The organism is Afipia sp. Root123D2, from assembly GCF_001425835.1.
Classification (GTDB): domain Bacteria; phylum Pseudomonadota; class Alphaproteobacteria; order Rhizobiales; family Xanthobacteraceae; genus Afipia.
In genome coordinates this window covers 1,380,977-1,397,204 of record NZ_LMDP01000001.1, presented here as the reverse complement: position 1 = coordinate 1,397,204, position 16,228 = coordinate 1,380,977, and the positions used below count along the sequence as shown (strand labels likewise).

General features: G+C 62.8%; 10 protein-coding genes. 4 read left to right on the top strand and 6 right to left on the bottom strand.

Going from position 1 to position 16,228, the window contains the following annotated elements; genetic code table 11:
• Positions 1 to 31 precede the first annotated feature (31 nt).
• On the bottom strand, positions 32 to 820 hold the full coding sequence (locus tag ASC80_RS06870) for an invasion associated locus B family protein (protein ID WP_056294298.1): 789 nt from the start codon (positions 818 to 820) through the stop codon (positions 32 to 34).
• 378 nt (positions 821 to 1,198) lie between these two features.
• Between ASC80_RS06870 and ASC80_RS06865 the strand changes: the two genes are divergently transcribed.
• From ASC80_RS06865 to ASC80_RS06855, 3 genes are all read left to right on the top strand, one after another.
• Complete coding sequence (locus ASC80_RS06865) at positions 1,199 to 2,911, top strand: extracellular solute-binding protein (RefSeq protein WP_156464323.1); 1,713 nt, start codon at positions 1,199 to 1,201, stop codon at positions 2,909 to 2,911.
• A gap of 40 nt (positions 2,912 to 2,951) precedes the next feature.
• A complete protein-coding gene (locus ASC80_RS06860) occupies positions 2,952 to 4,454 on the top strand; it encodes a class I adenylate-forming enzyme family protein (protein ID WP_082512480.1) in 1,503 nt (500 codons plus the stop codon).
• A 107-nt stretch (positions 4,455 to 4,561) separates the two neighbouring features.
• The gene (locus ASC80_RS06855; protein WP_056295714.1) at positions 4,562 to 5,800 is read left to right on the top strand and encodes a hypothetical protein; all 1,239 of its coding nucleotides are present in this window, start codon (positions 4,562 to 4,564) and stop codon (positions 5,798 to 5,800) included.
• 3 nt (positions 5,801 to 5,803) lie between these two features.
• Here the strand turns inward: ASC80_RS06855 and mfd are convergent, their stop codons facing one another.
• On the bottom strand, positions 5,804 to 9,319 hold the full coding sequence (gene mfd / locus ASC80_RS06850; RefSeq protein ID WP_056294296.1) for a transcription-repair coupling factor: 3,516 nt from the start codon (positions 9,317 to 9,319) through the stop codon (positions 5,804 to 5,806).
• Complete coding sequence (locus tag ASC80_RS06845; RefSeq protein WP_056294291.1) at positions 9,316 to 9,606, bottom strand: FAD assembly factor SdhE; 291 nt, start codon at positions 9,604 to 9,606, stop codon at positions 9,316 to 9,318. Before ASC80_RS06845 ends, mfd begins: the two co-directional genes overlap by 4 nt.
• Positions 9,607 to 9,751: 145 nt before the next feature.
• Here ASC80_RS06845 and recG point away from each other — a divergent pair, with 145 nt between their 5' ends.
• Positions 9,752 to 11,854, top strand: coding sequence for an ATP-dependent DNA helicase RecG (gene recG / locus ASC80_RS06840; RefSeq protein ID WP_056294290.1), 2,103 nt, complete (start codon positions 9,752 to 9,754; stop codon positions 11,852 to 11,854).
• Between the two features lie 6 nt (positions 11,855 to 11,860).
• Here recG and ASC80_RS06835 read toward each other — a convergent pair whose 3' ends face one another.
• From ASC80_RS06835 to glmU, 3 genes are all read right to left on the bottom strand, one after another.
• Positions 11,861 to 12,631 carry a DUF502 domain-containing protein gene (locus tag ASC80_RS06835; protein ID WP_056294289.1) on the bottom strand — a complete coding sequence of 257 codons (771 nt, stop codon included), beginning with the start codon at positions 12,629 to 12,631 and terminating at the stop codon, positions 11,861 to 11,863.
• 103 nt (positions 12,632 to 12,734) lie between these two features.
• Positions 12,735 to 14,561: a glutamine--fructose-6-phosphate transaminase (isomerizing) gene (gene glmS / locus ASC80_RS06830; protein ID WP_056294288.1), complete on the bottom strand. Its 1,827-nt coding sequence runs from the start codon at positions 14,559 to 14,561 to the stop codon at positions 12,735 to 12,737.
• 128 nt (positions 14,562 to 14,689) lie between these two features.
• Positions 14,690 to 16,045, bottom strand: a complete 1,356-nt coding sequence (glmU, locus tag ASC80_RS06825) for a bifunctional UDP-N-acetylglucosamine diphosphorylase/glucosamine-1-phosphate N-acetyltransferase GlmU (protein ID WP_056295711.1) — start codon at positions 16,043 to 16,045, stop codon at positions 14,690 to 14,692.
• Positions 16,046 to 16,228 lie beyond the last annotated feature (183 nt).

Genomic DNA, 16,228 nt, shown 5'->3' with positions numbered 1-16,228 from the left:
CGCGCCTTTTGTAATAAGAGCAGGCCCAGCGTTATTTTTGGGCCGGGGCCGGTGCGGACGACTGGCTCTCGAGCTTCTGGCGAGCCTCAGCTGCGCGCTTCTGCAATTCTTCCTGCAGCTTCTTCTGGTTTTCCTCGAACACCTTCGGATCGGTCGGCGGTCCATCATACGCCTTCGCGAACTCCGCCAGCGGCAGCGGCAGCGTGAGCGGCGCGCCGTTCGAGTTGATCGCCTGAACGACCAGGTTCTGGCCCTTCTTCATCTGGGTCAGCATGTCCGCCGTCACTTCGTAGTCGGACATACAGCCGTTGGCGAAGCAGATCACATACGGGCTCTGATGCGGTGCATTGGAATCGACGATGATGCGCGTTCCGTAACCGAGCTGCATGCCCAGCGGCAGCGTGACACGAAGCACCTTCTTGGTTTCGCCTTCCGGCTCGATGATGACCGCGGCGATCACCGTCTGGCCGGACTCAATGCGGCCGTCCTTGCCGGTGAAGCAAACCTGCTTGGCCTTCGCATCCTGACCCTTGAGGCAGAACTTGGTCCACGGTCCGTAAATCAGCTGAACCTGCTGCTCGGCGGGCTGCTGCTGCGCCTGTCCGTTGGCAGCCGGCGCGGCCGGTGCTGCCGGCGCGGCCTTCGGTGCCGCTTTGCTCTTGGCGGGAGCCGGAGCTTTGGGAGCGGGAGTCGGCGCCTGAGCATTCGCCCCCGAAACGGCGGCAAAGGTCAGGGCAGTGGCGGCCAGAACGGCGGACGCACTGGCGGCCAATCCCCGCCCGCGCGGCAGGGCCTGCGCGGCCAAGATACGAAAATTCATTGTGGAAAACCCTTTCTGAACTGCGCGCTCGCCACCGCAATGTGAGCGCAAACGCCTGCCCGTTCGGCGGCTGTCTCGGGGCCAAATAAGGCGGATACGTGACAGACCGCGCAACCATACGCGAATTGCCCGCCTTCAATACAACGGCGGGCGAAAAGATCAATGCCGACAACGCTATTTGGGAACAGTCGGGACCGCCTGTCCCCTCTATCATGGTAGTTTCAGCCGTGCAGAAAAGCCGAATCAAACAAGGTTGATGGGATGCACCGAATTGGGCTTTTACCCGGATTGGCGAGCATCCGCACCCTCCTCGGCATTGCCGCGCTGGCTGGATCGATCCAGGCCCCGGCTGCTGCCGAGCCCGCTGCGGCGATTGCCATGCACGGCAAGCCCGCGCTGTCGGCCGGCTTCTCCCACCTGCCCTATGCCAACCCGGAGGCGCCCAAGGGCGGCCGCCTGATCCAGGGTGCCGTCGGCACATTCGATAGCCTCAATCCATTCATCGTGAAGGGCCTCGCGGTACAGCAGGTTCGTGGCTACGTCGTCGAAAGCCTGCTGGCGCGCGGGCAGAATGAGCCCTTCACGCTCTACGGTCTCCTCGCCCAGAGTGTCGAAACCGACGATGCCCGCAGCTATGTGACGTTTCGTCTCGATCCGGCGGCCCGCTTTTCCGACGGCAAACCGGTGCTCGCCGCCGACGTGCTGTTCTCGTGGCAACTGCTGCGCGACAAGGGCCGCCCCAACCACCGGCTCTACTATGCCAAGGTCGCGAAGGCCGAAGCCATCGACGAGCGAACGGTGCGTTTTGACTTCGGAGGTGCAACCGATCGCGAGCTGCCGCTTATTCTCGGGCTGATGCCGATATTCGCCGAACACGCCATCGATGTCGGCACATTCGAGGAAACATCGATGACGGCGCCGCTCGGCTCCGGCCCATATCGTGTCACCTCGGTGAAGCCCGGAACCAGCGTGACGTTGACGCGCAATCCGGACTATTGGGGACGCAACCTGCCGGTTAACCGCGGGCTTTGGAATTTCGACGAGGTGCGGGTCGATTACTACCGTGAAGCCAATGGCGCATTCGAGGCCTTCAAACGCGGGCTGTACGATTTCCGGGTCGAGACCGAACCCTTGCGGTGGCACGAAGGCTACGACTTTCCTGCCGCCCGCCGCGGCGAAGTGGTGCGCGATGCGGTCACCACCGGCATGCCGCAGCCATCCGAATTTCTCGTCTTCAACACGCGCAGGCCAATATTCGCCGACATCCATGTCCGGCAGGCGCTGACGCTGCTGTTCGATTTCGAGTGGATCAACCGCAACTATTTCTTCGGGCTGTACGGACGCTCTGCGAGTTTCTTCGCCGGATCAGAACTGTCTGCCTACGGCCGGCCTGCCGACGCGCGCGAACGTGAACTCCTCGCACCATTCTCCAAAATCATCCCGTCCGACATTCTCGACGGCACCTATCGTCTACCGGTAACGAACGGCAGCGGCCGCGATCGCAAGACCCTGAGCGCCGCACTGACCCTGTTCGCGCAGGCCGGTTACAAACTGGACGGCGGGGTGCTGCGTCATCGCACCACCCATACGCCGCTGACGTTCGAAATCCTTACGACCACCCGCGACCAGGAGCGCGTTGCGCTGGCCTATGCCCGCGACCTCAAGCGCGCCGGGATTGCCGTCTCGGTGCGCGTCGTCGATGCGGTCCAGTTCGATCAGCGGCGACTGGCCTTCGATTTCGACATGATCCAGAACCGCTGGGACCAGTCGCTTTCGCCCGGTAACGAACAGGCTTTCTATTGGGGAAGCGAGGCCGCCGACATTCAGGGGACCCGCAACTACATGGGCGCCCGAAGTCCCGCAGTCGACGCAATGATCGCTGCCCTGCTGGAGGCGCGCGAGCGTCCTGAATTCGTCAGCGCGGTGCGGGCGCTGGACCGGGCACTGATGGCAGGCGTCTATGCAATTCCGGTGTTTAACCCCCAGCAGCAATGGATAGCCCGCTGGAATCGGATAGAACGGCCTTCTGCTATCTCGTTGTCCGGGCACCTCCCGGAAACGTGGTGGTCCAGGCCGCAACGAACGCCATAGCGACGTGAAGGACGACGTGCAGCAGAGGGTCAAACCGCCAATCGCCTCGGCCAGCGTTTCGCCAACGCTCGACGATCTGTTTGCCCGGAGCGCCGCGCGCCACCCGGACGCGCTGGCACTTTGCGATCCCGCCAACAAGCATCGGATCACCGGGCAACCCGCGCAACGCCTCAGCTATGCCGAAGCAGATCGCACGGTATCGGCGCTGGCAGCCCAATTCGCTGCGGCAGGCCTTCCGGCTGGCTCGGTGATCGCAGTTCAGTTGCCGAATACCGTCGAATACACCCTGACGCTGCTCGCGGCCTGGCGCGCGGGTTTGATCGTTGCCCTGCTCCCGCAGCTCTGGCGCCATGCCGAACTGACGGACGCCCTCAACCGGGTCGGCGCCCGCGCTTTCGTCGGCGCCAGCCGGATCGAAATCGTCGACCACGCCGATCTGGTGATGAACGCTGCGGCGGAGGCTTTCTCGATCCGCCATGTGTTCGGCTTCGGAACCAGCCTGCCCGAAGGCATGACCCCGCTCGACCCCGTCATTGCAGCCGGCAACGATGCCGCGCCGGATCTGGTCTGCGACGCCAGAAAGGCCGCGATCGTATCGTTCGATGTCACTCCCGATGGCTTGCTTGCGGTGCCACGGAGTCACGTCAGTCTGATTGCAGGCGGGCTTACCGTGCTTCTTGAAAGCGGCCTGCCGCAAGGCGCGCGGCTGATGTCGGCCGTCATTCCCTCGTCGTTCGGAGGACTCGCATCGTCAATCGTGACGTGGCTGCTGAGCGGCGGCGCGCTCGTGCTGCACCACCCATTCGATCCGCAGGCGCTGGAAACCCAATTTCGCGACGAAGCCTGCGACACGCTAATCGCGCCAGCGCCAGCCGCGCAGCGTTTGTCCGAAAGCGAATTGCTGGATGGGCTGCCAACTCTCCGACACGTGGTCGGGCTGTGGCGGACGCCGGAACGCGTATCGTCGAGTGCCGACTGGCCAGCCGGGCAAACGTCATTCACCGATATCTACCTGTTCGGAGAGGCCGGGTTGTTCGGCGCCCGACGATCGAACGACGGCGCTCCTGTAGCCGTCCTGCCCGGCCCTCACGGCGCGCCACGCAACGATCCGGGTTCCCGGATTGCCGGAGAAATCATTCTCACCCCCAAAGGAACGCTGGCTCTGCGAGGTCCGATGGTGCCGGTGAATGCCTATCGCCCGGTCCCAAAATCGGACAACCCGCTCACGGCCGCACCAGCCGTCGACCATGTCGACACAGGCTATGCCGCCCGGCGTGATCGGTTGACCGGCGCAATCGACATCACGGCGCCCCCCGCCGGGATCGCGGCTGTCGGTGGCTATCGATTCCGGTGGCACGATCTGGATCAGTGGGCCAAACGCCTCGCCGCCGGCACCATGCTGACCGCGCTGCCCGATCAGATCAACGGCTATCGTCTGGCCGGGCGCGCCAGCGACAATGCCCGCGCCCGCGAAGCGCTCGTCGAACTTGGTCTTAATCCGTTGATGACAGAGGCCTTTCGCGATCGCAAGCAAGCGGATTGATCAAGGTTCCAGACCGGCCACAAAGCGCGCGATTGCGTTGACGACGCATTAAGAGGCGCGACCTAGGATGCGTCCCCGCATCCGATACGGTGGCATTCGATCTCGTCATGTCCCAGCAAGGCCCCATCCTCATCATCTCTGACCGCCCGAACCCGCCGGCGGCAAAAGCCCTTGCCGATGCGAAAGTATTTCCGGTCGTCGATACGGATTGGTCGGGCGCCGCCGAGGCTGTCAGACGCATGCAGCCGGCCGCGATCGTTGTCGCGACCTACGAAGGCAGTCCGGAATCCCTCGACGCGCTGGCAACGCAGGTCGACGCCATTCAGCCGCTTGTGCCGTTGATCGCGCTCGACCCGAAACTGCCGCTGCCTCCCAATATCCTGCCGTTCACGCAAACAACGGGAGGCTCCACACGCATCGCGGCCCGGCTGAACGCTGCTCTCCGCGCGCGTCTGCTTCACGCGACGGTTCTGCGACGGCTGACCGACGAGAAGACGGCATCAGTTCGCCTCCCCGATAACGATCCCCTTCTGGATGCAACGGTGCTGCTGCTTGGCCGCGGCGCTTCGTTTCCCGCTTTGTCGATCGCGCTTGGCGAACAGACCGCCGTGGTCGGCGCGCTCAGCATCGAGGCTGCAGCCAAACACCTCAACTCACGCGAGTTCGACGGCATCGTGATTGGCGAGGGTTTCAGTCCGCGTGTCGTCGATGCCTTCCTCATGGTGCTGTCGGAGGATTCGCGCTTCCGCAATCTGCCGGTTGTCCTTGCCCAGATCGGCGGGCTGGCGAAGGACTACGATCTGCCGAACCTCGAGATTGCAAATGAATTGCCACAGGATCTTGCAGCCAGCGCGCTTCCGCTGATCAGGCTTCATGCCTTCGAATCCCGGCTGCACCGCGTTCTCAAATCCATCGACGTCGGCGGCCTGCTCGATCCGCGCACCGGCCTGTTGACTGAGCACGCCTTCCATCGCGATTTTGCCCACGCCGTGCAGGAAACGTTGATGCGGGGAGCCGGCCTCGCGGTGGCAAAATTCAGCTTCACCGCCATTCAGGAGCGTTCCCGCTTCGACGCTGCACGCATTCTCAGCCGCCTGATGCGGCGGATGGATTTCGCAACGCTGTGCGATGACGGTTCGATCATCGCCGTATTCGCAGAAACCGACCTGCGCACCGCGCAGATGATCGCGCGGCGCCTGACGAGCGTGATGAAGCAGACTGTCATGGGCCGAAAGCGCGACCAGCGCCTCGACCCCGATGTCGCGGTCACGACCCTCCAACCGCAAGACACCGTGGACGCCCTGCTCGCGCGCCTCAACGACGAGCGCGAACGCGCGGCTTCCTGATCCTCAGGCCGCCTTGCGGTTTTCCGCCAGATTGGCCAGTTGCCGAAGGATTTCGGTTGCCCCTTCAATGCGTTCGTCCGGTGTCTCCCAGTTCTGGAAGAACACCACCTTCATGTCCGGCCGCACTTTCGCAGCCTGCCCATGCTGGCGGATGAAAAACACCAGCTTGTCGGGGTGCGCGAAACTGTTGTCGCGGAACGTGATGACCGCACCCTTCGGCCCGGCATCGAGTTTCTCGATATTGGCGCGGCGGCAGTAGGCTTTGATCGCTGCGATCTTGAACAGATAGCGTACCTCGTCCGGCGGCGGGCCGAACCGGTCACGCAATTCCGCGCCGAAGTTCGCAATCTCGTCGTCGGTTTCAAGATCGGCGAGACGCCGATAGAGCGATAGCCGTACCGCCAGATCGGCGACGTAATCCTCGGGAATGAGCACCGGCATCCCCAGCGTAATCTGCGGCGACCAGCGATCCGCCACAGGTTCGGCGACACCGGCCTTGAGGTTGAGGATCGCCTCCTCCAGCATCGACTGATACAGCTCGAAGCCGACTTCCTTGATATGCCCGGACTGCTCCTCGCCGAGCAGATTGCCCGCTCCCCGGATATCGAGATCGTGCGACGCCAGCTGGAAGCCCGCACCGAGATTTTCCAGCGACTGGAGAACCTTCAGCCGCCGTTCGGCTTGAGCCGTGATCTTCTGCTGAGCCGGCAGCGTGAACAGCGCATAGGCGCGCAGCTTTGAGCGCCCGACACGGCCGCGCAGCTGATAGAGCTGCGCCAGGCCAAACATATCGGCGCGATGGACGATCAAGGTATTGGCGGTGGGAATATCGAGACCGGATTCGACGATCGTGGTCGACAACAAAATATCGTACTTGCCGTCGTAGAACGCCGACATGATGTCTTCGATCACGGTCGGCGGCATCTGGCCATGGGCTACCGCGACTTTCATCTCGGGGACATTCTTGTCGAGAAAATCCTTCACTTCGGCCAGATCATCGATGCGCGGGCATACATAAAACGCCTGCCCGCCGCGATAGCGTTCGCGCAAGAGCGCCTCGCGGATCATCAGCGGGTCATGCGGCGCGACGAAGGTGCGCACCGCAAGGCGATCAACCGGAGGCGATGCAATGATCGATAGATCGCGCACCCCGGTCAGCGCCAGTTGCAGCGTGCGCGGAATCGGCGTGGCGCTCAACGTCAGAACGTGCACCTCGGCCCGCAGTTGCTTGAGCCGCTCCTTGTGGGTGACGCCGAAGTGCTGCTCCTCGTCGACAACCAGGAGGCCGAGGTCCTTGAACTTGATGGCCTTGCCAAGCAGCGCATGAGTGCCGACCACGATATCGACACTGCCGTCGGTGATGCCTTTCTTCACCTGGGTCAGTTCCTTCGGCGTCACAAGGCGCGATGCCTGTGCGACATTCACCGGAAAGCCGCGAAAGCGCTCGGCAAAATTCTTCGCATGCTGGCGCGCGAGCAGTGTGGTCGGCACCACGACCGCAACCTGCTTGCCGTCCATCGCCACCGCAAACGCCGCGCGTAGCGCAACCTCGGTCTTGCCGAATCCGACGTCGCCGCAGATCAGACGATCCATCGGCTTGCCGCTGTCGAGATCATGCAACGAGGCATTGATCGCCCCGAGTTGATCCTCGGTCTCCTCGTAAGGGAAACGAGCACAGAACTCGTCATACGTCCCCTGATGCAGCGGGAACTTCGGTGCCTCATGCAGCAGCCGTTCGGCTGCGATCTTGATGAGTTCGCCGGCGATCTCCCGGATGCGGTTCTTGAGCTTGGCCTTGCGCGCCTGCCAACCACCACCGCCAAGGCGATCCAGTTCGACACCGGTCTGCTCCGAGCCGAAGCGTGACAGCAGTTCGATGTTCTCGACCGGCAGGAACAGCTTGGTTTCGTTGGCGTAACGCAATTCGAGGCAATCATGCGGTGCCCCCGCGACATCCAGCGTCTGCAATCCGACAAAACGCCCGATGCCGTGTTCGACGTGGACCACAAGATCGCCGGTCGCGAGACTCGTCACTTCGGAAATGAAGTTCTCGACCTTGCGGCTCGCCTTGCGCGGGCGAACCAGCCGGTCGCCAAGGATATCCTGCTCGGTGATCAGCGCGACGGTCTCGGTTTCGAACCCGGACTCGAGACCGACCACCGCCAGCATCGTCTCGTTGCGCGGCGTCGCCTGCACCATCCGCCACGTGTTGACGTTGGTCAGATTGAGCAGCTTGTGATCCGACAACATGCTCGCCATGCGCTCGCGCGAGCCCTCGCTCCACAACGCGACCACGACCTTCTTGCGGGCCACCTGCAGCGCGTTGATATGACCAACGACCGCTTCGAACACATTGACAGTGCCATCGCCACGCTCCGGCGCGAAATCCCGCCCGTGCCGCGCGCCGATGTCGAGAATCTTGTCCCCCTCGGGCACCGCGAATGGTGTCAACCGGGCCAGCGCAGCATCTTCGAGATGCCTGGTCCATTCGGTTTCGGTCAGATAGAGCCGGTCCGGCGGCAACGGCTTGTAGAGCGCGCCGCCTGCCGGATGCTCCAGGGCTTCGCGCCGCGCCTCGTAATAGTCGCCGATCTGCTTGAAGCGCTCGCGCGCGGCATCCTCGGCCTGCGGTTCGATGGCGACCGGCGAACCGTCGAGATAATCGAACAGCGTATCCATCCGCTCATGAAACAGCGGCAGCCAATGCTCCATGCCGGGATGACGGCGCCCTTCGCTGACAGCCTCGTACAGCAGATCGTCGCGCTCCGGCGCGCCAAACTGCGCGACATAACCCATCCGAAAACGGCGGATCGTCTCAGTCACCAGCTGGAATTCCGACACCGGCACCAGATCGAGCGCTCGCATATCGAGCAACGTGCGCTGTGATTCCGCGTCGAAGGTCCGGATCGACTCCAGCGTGTCGCCGAAGAAATCGAAGCGAACCGGCTGATCGAGCCCCGCCGGGAACAGGTCGAGAATGCCGCCCCGCACCGCATATTCGCCGGGTTCGCGTACGGTCGATGTGCGATTGTAGCCGTTGTGCTCCAGCCAGCTTGCGATCGAGTCCATCGGTACCCGATGACCGGGCGCAACCGACAATGCCTGCGCCGCGATCACATCGCGCGCCGGTACGCGCTGGACAATGGCATTGACTGTCGTCAGCACGATCAGCGGCTTGTCGCTGCCTGTCAGACGCGACAGCCGCGCCAGCGTAGTCAGGCGTTGCGCCAGCACACCGCCATGCGGGGAGACGCGGTCGTACGGCTGGCAATCCCATGCCGGGAACTGCATCACCGCCAGATCGGGCCCGAAGAACTCCAGTGACCGGGCAAGTTGCGCCATGCGCGGCCCGTCGCGGCACACAACCGTCAAGCTTACAGCGGGCGCGTTCTTGCGGGCGGCGATGGCACGCGCGAGATCGGACGTCACCAGACCTTCGGCGCCCTCGGCGACGTTGGCGAGCGTCAGTGTCTGGCCCGGCGTCAGCGCTTCAGCGGGCGAGCGCAGCGGCGATTTCATGCGGCGGGATCCGTCGCCGAAAAACTCTTGATGCGCAGAAAGATGCCGTCAGCGAATTCCGCTTCGATCGGCTGCTTGTCGCTGAAGGCTGCATAGAGATCATGATCGTGCAATTCGATCAGCCGCTCGAGATCGCCGACCTCGGCGTCGCTCAGGCTCGCGATGTGGGCATCGGCGAAACGACCGAGCAGCAAATCCATTTCGCGCGTGCCGCGATGCCAGCAGCGGAACAGCAGCCGCTTGCGGCGAGGATCGAGGCCGTCGCTCGATCGTGTTGATCCGGTCATGTGAACAAATTTCCTCAACGCCAAAAGCCCGGACGTGCCGGGCGAGGTTGATATAGCGTCGATAAACCCGGATGTCAGCATTTCTCTCGGGTTGCATCCGAGTTATGCAATTCAAGTATCGTCCTGTCCTCAATCGAGTCGCCCGATGCGCCCTGCACTGCTCAATCCCCTGTTCGCACCGGTGACGAGCCTGTCAGGCGTCGGACCGAAGCAGGACAAGCTGCTGCGCTATCTGCTCGGCCGTAGGGAAACGCCGCGTCTGGTCGATCTGCTGCTGCATCTTCCGGTCAGCGTGATCGACCGGCGAGAGCGCCCCAAGATTGCCGAGGCGGTTCCCGGCACCGTGGTCACGCTTGAAGTCACCGTCGATCGCCATCGCCCGGCGCCATCGGGCCGGTCCCGAGCGCCGCATCTGGTCTATGCCAGCGACGAAACCGGCGACGTTGTGCTGACCTATTTTCGCGCGCAGCCGGGCTATGTCGAGAAACTGCTACCGGTCGGCGAGAAGCGATACGTCTCCGGTACTGCGCAGATTTTCGACGGCACGCTGCAGATGGTGCATCCCGACCGTGTCGTCGATGAGGCCGGCTTCGCCAAGCTCTCCGGGATCGACCCCGTCTATCCGCTGACCGAAGGCCTTGCGATCGGTTCGTTGCGCCGCGCCGTGGCACAGGCACTTCAGAAGCTTCCACAACTTCCCGAATGGATCAGCCCGGAAGTTTTGCGGCGCTGTTCCTTCCCTCCGCTCGCGGAGGCACTCAATCGTGTCCATGTACCGGTCGAACTGACCGACATTCTTCCCGAGGGTCCATTCTGGTCGCGCCTTGCATTCGATGAACTTCTGGCGGGACAACTCGCGCTGGCGCTGGTGCGTGCCCAGTTGCGGCGGCCGGCAGGCGTCCGCAATGCCGGCGACGGGCATCTGCGTCATAAGGTAATCGACGCACTGCCCTACGCGCTGACAGCTTCGCAACAGGCCGCCGCGAAAGCCATCGCCGACGATCTCAACCAGCCGGTACGGATGTTGCGGCTACTGCAGGGCGACGTCGGGTCGGGAAAGACAGTGGTCGCATTGCTGGCGGCGGCGGCCGCCGCCGAAGTCGGCAAACAATCCGCACTGATGGCGCCGACGGAAATCCTCGCTCGCCAGCATATCAAGACCATCGCGCCGCTGGCTGAGCAAGCCGGGCTGCGCGCAGCGATCCTCACCGGACGTGAGAAAGGTAAAGAACGGCGCGACATCCTGAAACGTCTGGAGAGCGGTGAAATCGATCTTCTGGTCGGTACGCACGCCCTCATCCAGGACGACGTGATCTTCAAAACGCTGGCGCTGGCGATCGTCGACGAACAGCATCGCTTCGGCGTGCGCGAGCGCCTTGCGCTGACCGCGAAAGGCGAAGCCGTCGATGTGCTGGTGCTGAGCGCAACACCGATCCCGCGCACGCTGGTGCTGACCTATTTCGGCGACATGGACGTCTCAGAATTGCGCGAAAAGCCCGCCGGACGGCAGGAGATCGATACCCGCGCGGCATCCGCCAGTCGGCTGAACGAGATCATCGAGGGTGTCGGGCGCGCGCTCGATGGCGGCAAGCTGGTGTATTGGATCTGCCCTCTGGTCGAAGAATCCGAGACCGTGGGACACCTGACCGACGCCGAACAACGCTCCGCCAGCCTCAAGGACCGCTTCGGCGACCGTGTCGGCCTCGTCCACGGCAAGATGAAGGGAGCGGAGAAGGATCGCGTGATGGCACAGTTCGCAGCCGGCGAGATTCAACTGCTTGTCGCCACCACCGTTGTTGAAGTTGGCGTCGATGTGCCCGCCGCCACCATCATGGTGATCGAGAATGCCGAGCGCTTCGGTCTGTCGCAGCTTCACCAGTTGCGCGGCCGGATTGGGCGCGGTTCGGAAGCGTCGACCTGCATCCTGCTCTATCGCGAACCGCTGGGCGAAATCGCTGCCGCACGCCTGCGCGTCATCCGGGAAACCACCGATGGCTTCAGGATCGCGGAAGAGGATCTGAAACTGCGCGGCGAAGGCGACGTACTCGGCACCCGCCAGAGCGGGATGCCCGGCTACCGGATCGCGCGCTCGGAAGTCCATGGCCAGCTCATCACCCAGGCACGCGACGAAGCGATGCGGATCCTGAAAGACAACCCAAACCTGACTGGCGAACGCGGCGAGGCGCTGCGCTGCCTGCTCTACCTTTACGAGCGTGACGAAGCGTTGCCACTGATCGGCGCAGGCTAGCGGTGACTATCCGGCATTCTCGGTCGCGGGCCGCCGTGCGGCACTGGCTGCCTGCGCTGTCGCGGCAAGGGCCGCAATCTTCTTTTGTGCATCGCTGTCAGGCTGCACAACACCGGCCGACATGATGAGAGTTGCCGCCTGATCGGTGCTCATCTCGATTTCGATGATCTTGCTCTTGGGCACGTAGAAGAAAAAGCCGGTGGTCGGGTTCGGCGAGCACGGCAGGAAAACGGAGACATGTTCGTCGCCGCCCGGCAGGCCTGCGGAAATCTCAGGACCCGGCGGCTGCGAAATCAAGACAATGGACCACATGCCGGGAGATGGAAATTCAACCAGGCCGACCTTGCGAAAACTCGACCCGTTGCCGGAGAACAACGTCTCGAACACCTGCTTCAAACCGCGATAAATCGCTCGGACCACCGGCATCCGGCCCAGCAGCCTCTCGCCGAAATCGACCAATGTCCGGCCGATCAGGTTGGCGGCGAGAAACCCGAGGAACGTCAGCGCAAATACCGCGACGACCAGACCGGAGCCGGGTATGCCGAACGGTAGATAAGTCTCGGGGCGATAGTCCAGCGGAACGAAAGGACGCACGATCCCGTCCACCCAGGTCACAAACCACCAGGTCAGATAAAAGGTGATCGCAATCGGGCCGGCGACGATGAGACCCGTGAGGAAATAGTTCCGCAGCCGAGCCATGAAGCCCCGCGGTGCGGCATCCGGCACCGGACTGGGAGGAAGGTCGCCCGGAAATTTGGGCGGCAAGACATTACTCATTCAGAATCCGACTCGTTCAGAAGGCATAGGTCCGATCACACCGGATCGTCTGTCGATATTGTATCAGACTTTTCAGCTCGTCAGCCCGTCCTGCGGCAGTTTGTCATTCGACGGTGACGGATTTGGCCAGGTTCCTCGGCTGATCAACGTCGGTGCCCATCACGACGGCGGTATGATAGGCGAGCAATTGCACCGGAATTGCATAAACCAGTGGCGTCACCGTGGCCGGCATATCCGGCAGGATGATCGTCACCAGCGACTGGACGGTCGCCTCCCGCGCGCCCTGCGCATCGGTCATCAGGATGATGTTGCCGCCACGGGCTGCGACTTCCTGCATATTTGAAACGGTCTTCTCGAAAACCCGATCGAATGGCGCAATGACCACGACAGGCATCTTCTCGTCGATCAGCGCGATCGGACCGTGCTTCAACTCACCGGCAGCATAGCCCTCAGCGTGAATATAGGAAATTTCCTTGAGCTTGAGTGCGCCCTCCAGCGCCAGCGGATAACTGGTGCCGCGGCCGAGATAAAGAACGTCCCGCGATTTGGCGATATCGCGCGCAAGCTTCTCGATCTGCGGTTCCAGCGCCAGTGCAGCCGTCATCAGCCGTGGCACTTCGACAAGGCCGTGGACGAGCTTGGTTTCGTCTTCCGTGGAGAGTTCTCCCCGCGCCCGCCCCGCAGCAATGGCAAGCGCCGCCAGCGCCATCAGCTGACAGGTGAACGCCTTTGTCGAGGCAACACCGATTTCCGGGCCGGCCAGCGTCGGCAGCACGGTCTCGCTCTCACGAGCAATCGTCGAGGTGGTGACGTTGACCACCGAGATCGTGTGCAAACCCTGCGACTTGGCATAGCGCAGCGCCGCCAGCGTATCGGCGGTTTCGCCTGACTGCGAAATGAAGATCGCCAGATCGCCCTTGCGCAGCGGCGCCTCGCGATAGCGAAATTCCGACGCCACATCGAGCTCGACCGGCAGCCGGGCCAGACGCTCGAACCAGTATTTGGCGACGAAGCCGGCGTAGCTCGCCGTCCCGCAGGCTGTGATCGACACGCGCTGGATCGTCGAGAAATCGAACGGCAGTTTTGCCGGCAACACGACCTGCTCGGTCGCCATGTCGACGTAGCGCGCCAGCGTATGACCGACGACCTCGGGCTGCTCGTGAATTTCCTTCGCCATGAAGTGGCGGTAGTTCGCCTTGTCGACCATGAAAGTCGAGGCGCCGGATTTGACGACGTCGCGTTGAACCAGCGCGTTCGACTGATCGTAGACCTCCGCGCCCTTGCGCGTGAGCACCACCCAGTCGCCATCCTCAAGATAGCTGATGTCGTCGGTGAACGGCGCAAGCGCGATGGCATCGGAACCGAGATACATCTCACCGTCGCCATAACCGACCGCGAGCGGCGAGCCCTTGCGCGCGCCGATCATCAGATTATCTTCGCCCTTGAACACGAAGGCGAGCGCGAACGCGCCGCGCAACTGCGGCAGTGTTTCCTTCACGGCGTCTGCCGGTTTGAAACCCTTCACCAGATACGAGTTGACCAGATGAGCGACGACCTCGGTGTCGGTCTCACTCGCAAATGACACCCCCTGCTCCTCGAGCCTGGCGCGCAATTCGCGAAAATTCTCGATAATGCCATTATGGACAACAGCCACACCTTCGGCTGCATGAGGATGTGCATTGCTTTCCGTCGGCTTGCCATGGGTGGCCCAGCGGGTGTGCCCGATGCCGAGATGGCCTTGCAACGGAGACGATTTCAGCCGCGCTTCGAGATTCTTCAGCTTGCCTTCCGCGCGCCGGCGGTCGAGGTGGGCACCTTCGAGCGTGGCAACGCCTGCGGAATCATAGCCGCGGTATTCGAGCCGCTTGAGTGAATCGACCAGTTGATCCGCAACCGGGCCGCGCCCCAGAATTCCCACGATGCCGCACATGCGGTTGTCTATCCTCAAATTTCTGCAAAGTACGGTGATCTCTTATCGAGGTTTACCACCGCACGGACTCAATAATTGTTGCCGATTGAAACACGGTTAAGCCGTTAACCGCGATATTACAGCTCTTTTCAGCTTTTGGGCTTCCGGTTGAGCAGTTTCATATCGCGGAAACGCTTGGCCCAGCCCGGCTTGATCGCCTGATCGCTGCGTTCGACGGCCAGCGCATCACCGGGGACTTCGCGGGTGATCACCGAGCCCGAGCCGATATAAGCTCCCGCGCCGATCTTGACCGGCGCCACCAGAGAGGAGTTGGAGCCGACGAATGCACCGGCACCGACTTCGGTCTTGTGTTTGTCGAAGCCGTCATAATTGCACATGATCGTGCCCGCGCCGATGTTCGCCTTCTCGCCGACATGCGCGTCGCCGATATAGGCCAGATGGTTGGCCTTCGCGCCCGCGCCGAGAAACGCCGCCTTGGTCTCGACGAAGTTGCCAATCCGCACGCCCTCGCCCAGCGTCGTACCTGGACGAATACGTGCATAAGGCCCGACCGAAGCGTTCTTGCCGATCTCGGCCTGCACGACATGCGAGAACGAATGGATCACCGCGCCATCGGCGATCGACACGCCGGGACCAATGACCACGAACGGTTCGATCGTGACGTCGCGGCCGAACGTTGTGTCGGCGGCGAGAAACACTGTTTCGGGCGCGGCTATTGTCACGCCGGCATCAAGTGCCGCCTGACGCAATTTTGCCTGCATGACTGCTTCGGCCTCCGCGAGTTGAGCCTTGGTGTTGATGCCGCGCACTTCGTCCTCGCCCGTTTCGATCACAGTCGCCCGCAGCCCGAGTTCGCGGACGATGGCAACCGCATCGGTCAGATAGTACTCGTTCTTGCTGTTGGCGTTTCCGATGCGATCGAGAATTTGCAGGGCGGACTTGCCGGCGAAGGCCATCATTCCCGCATTGCACAGCGTCACCTTGCGCTCCTGCTCTGTCGCGTCAGCCTGCTCACGGATCGCCACGAGCTGATCGCCCTCGACAAGCAGCCGCCCATAACCGGTCGGATCGGCCGCCCGGAATCCCAAAACCGCCAAAGCGGCGCCATCCTGAAGCGCGCCACGCAACCGCTCGAATGTCGCTGCGGTGAGCAGGGGCGTGTCGCCGAATACGATCAGGAGATCGTCGGCACCTTTGGCGATGGCATCGCGGGCCGCGAGCACAGCGTGTGCAGTCCCCTTGCGCTCGCGCTGCACGAATGTCGCCGCATCCGGACGGACCCGCCGGACCTCATCAATCACCGATTGATGGTCAGGGCCGACCACCACCGCCAGCGCAGCACCCTTACCGCGCGCAGCAGCGGCAAGCACATGGGCCAGCAGGGTGTTTCCAGCCACCGGGTGAAGTACCTTGGGCAGCGAAGACCGCATCCGGGTGCCTTCGCCGGCGGCAAGTACGATTGTGACGCTGGATCTGGCAACCATCGACATTCCGAGTTGGCCTGAAAAACCGAATCCCGGCGGGCACCGTGCCGCCGGCAGATGCGGCCGTCTTAACCGACCACGCAACCGGACAAAAGCCCCGCGTCCCGGGCGCGCCATGACTCGGTTCCTGTTAATATTGGGGGATTGATTCGTCTTGGCCGCTGGGAGGGCCACAGAATCGCC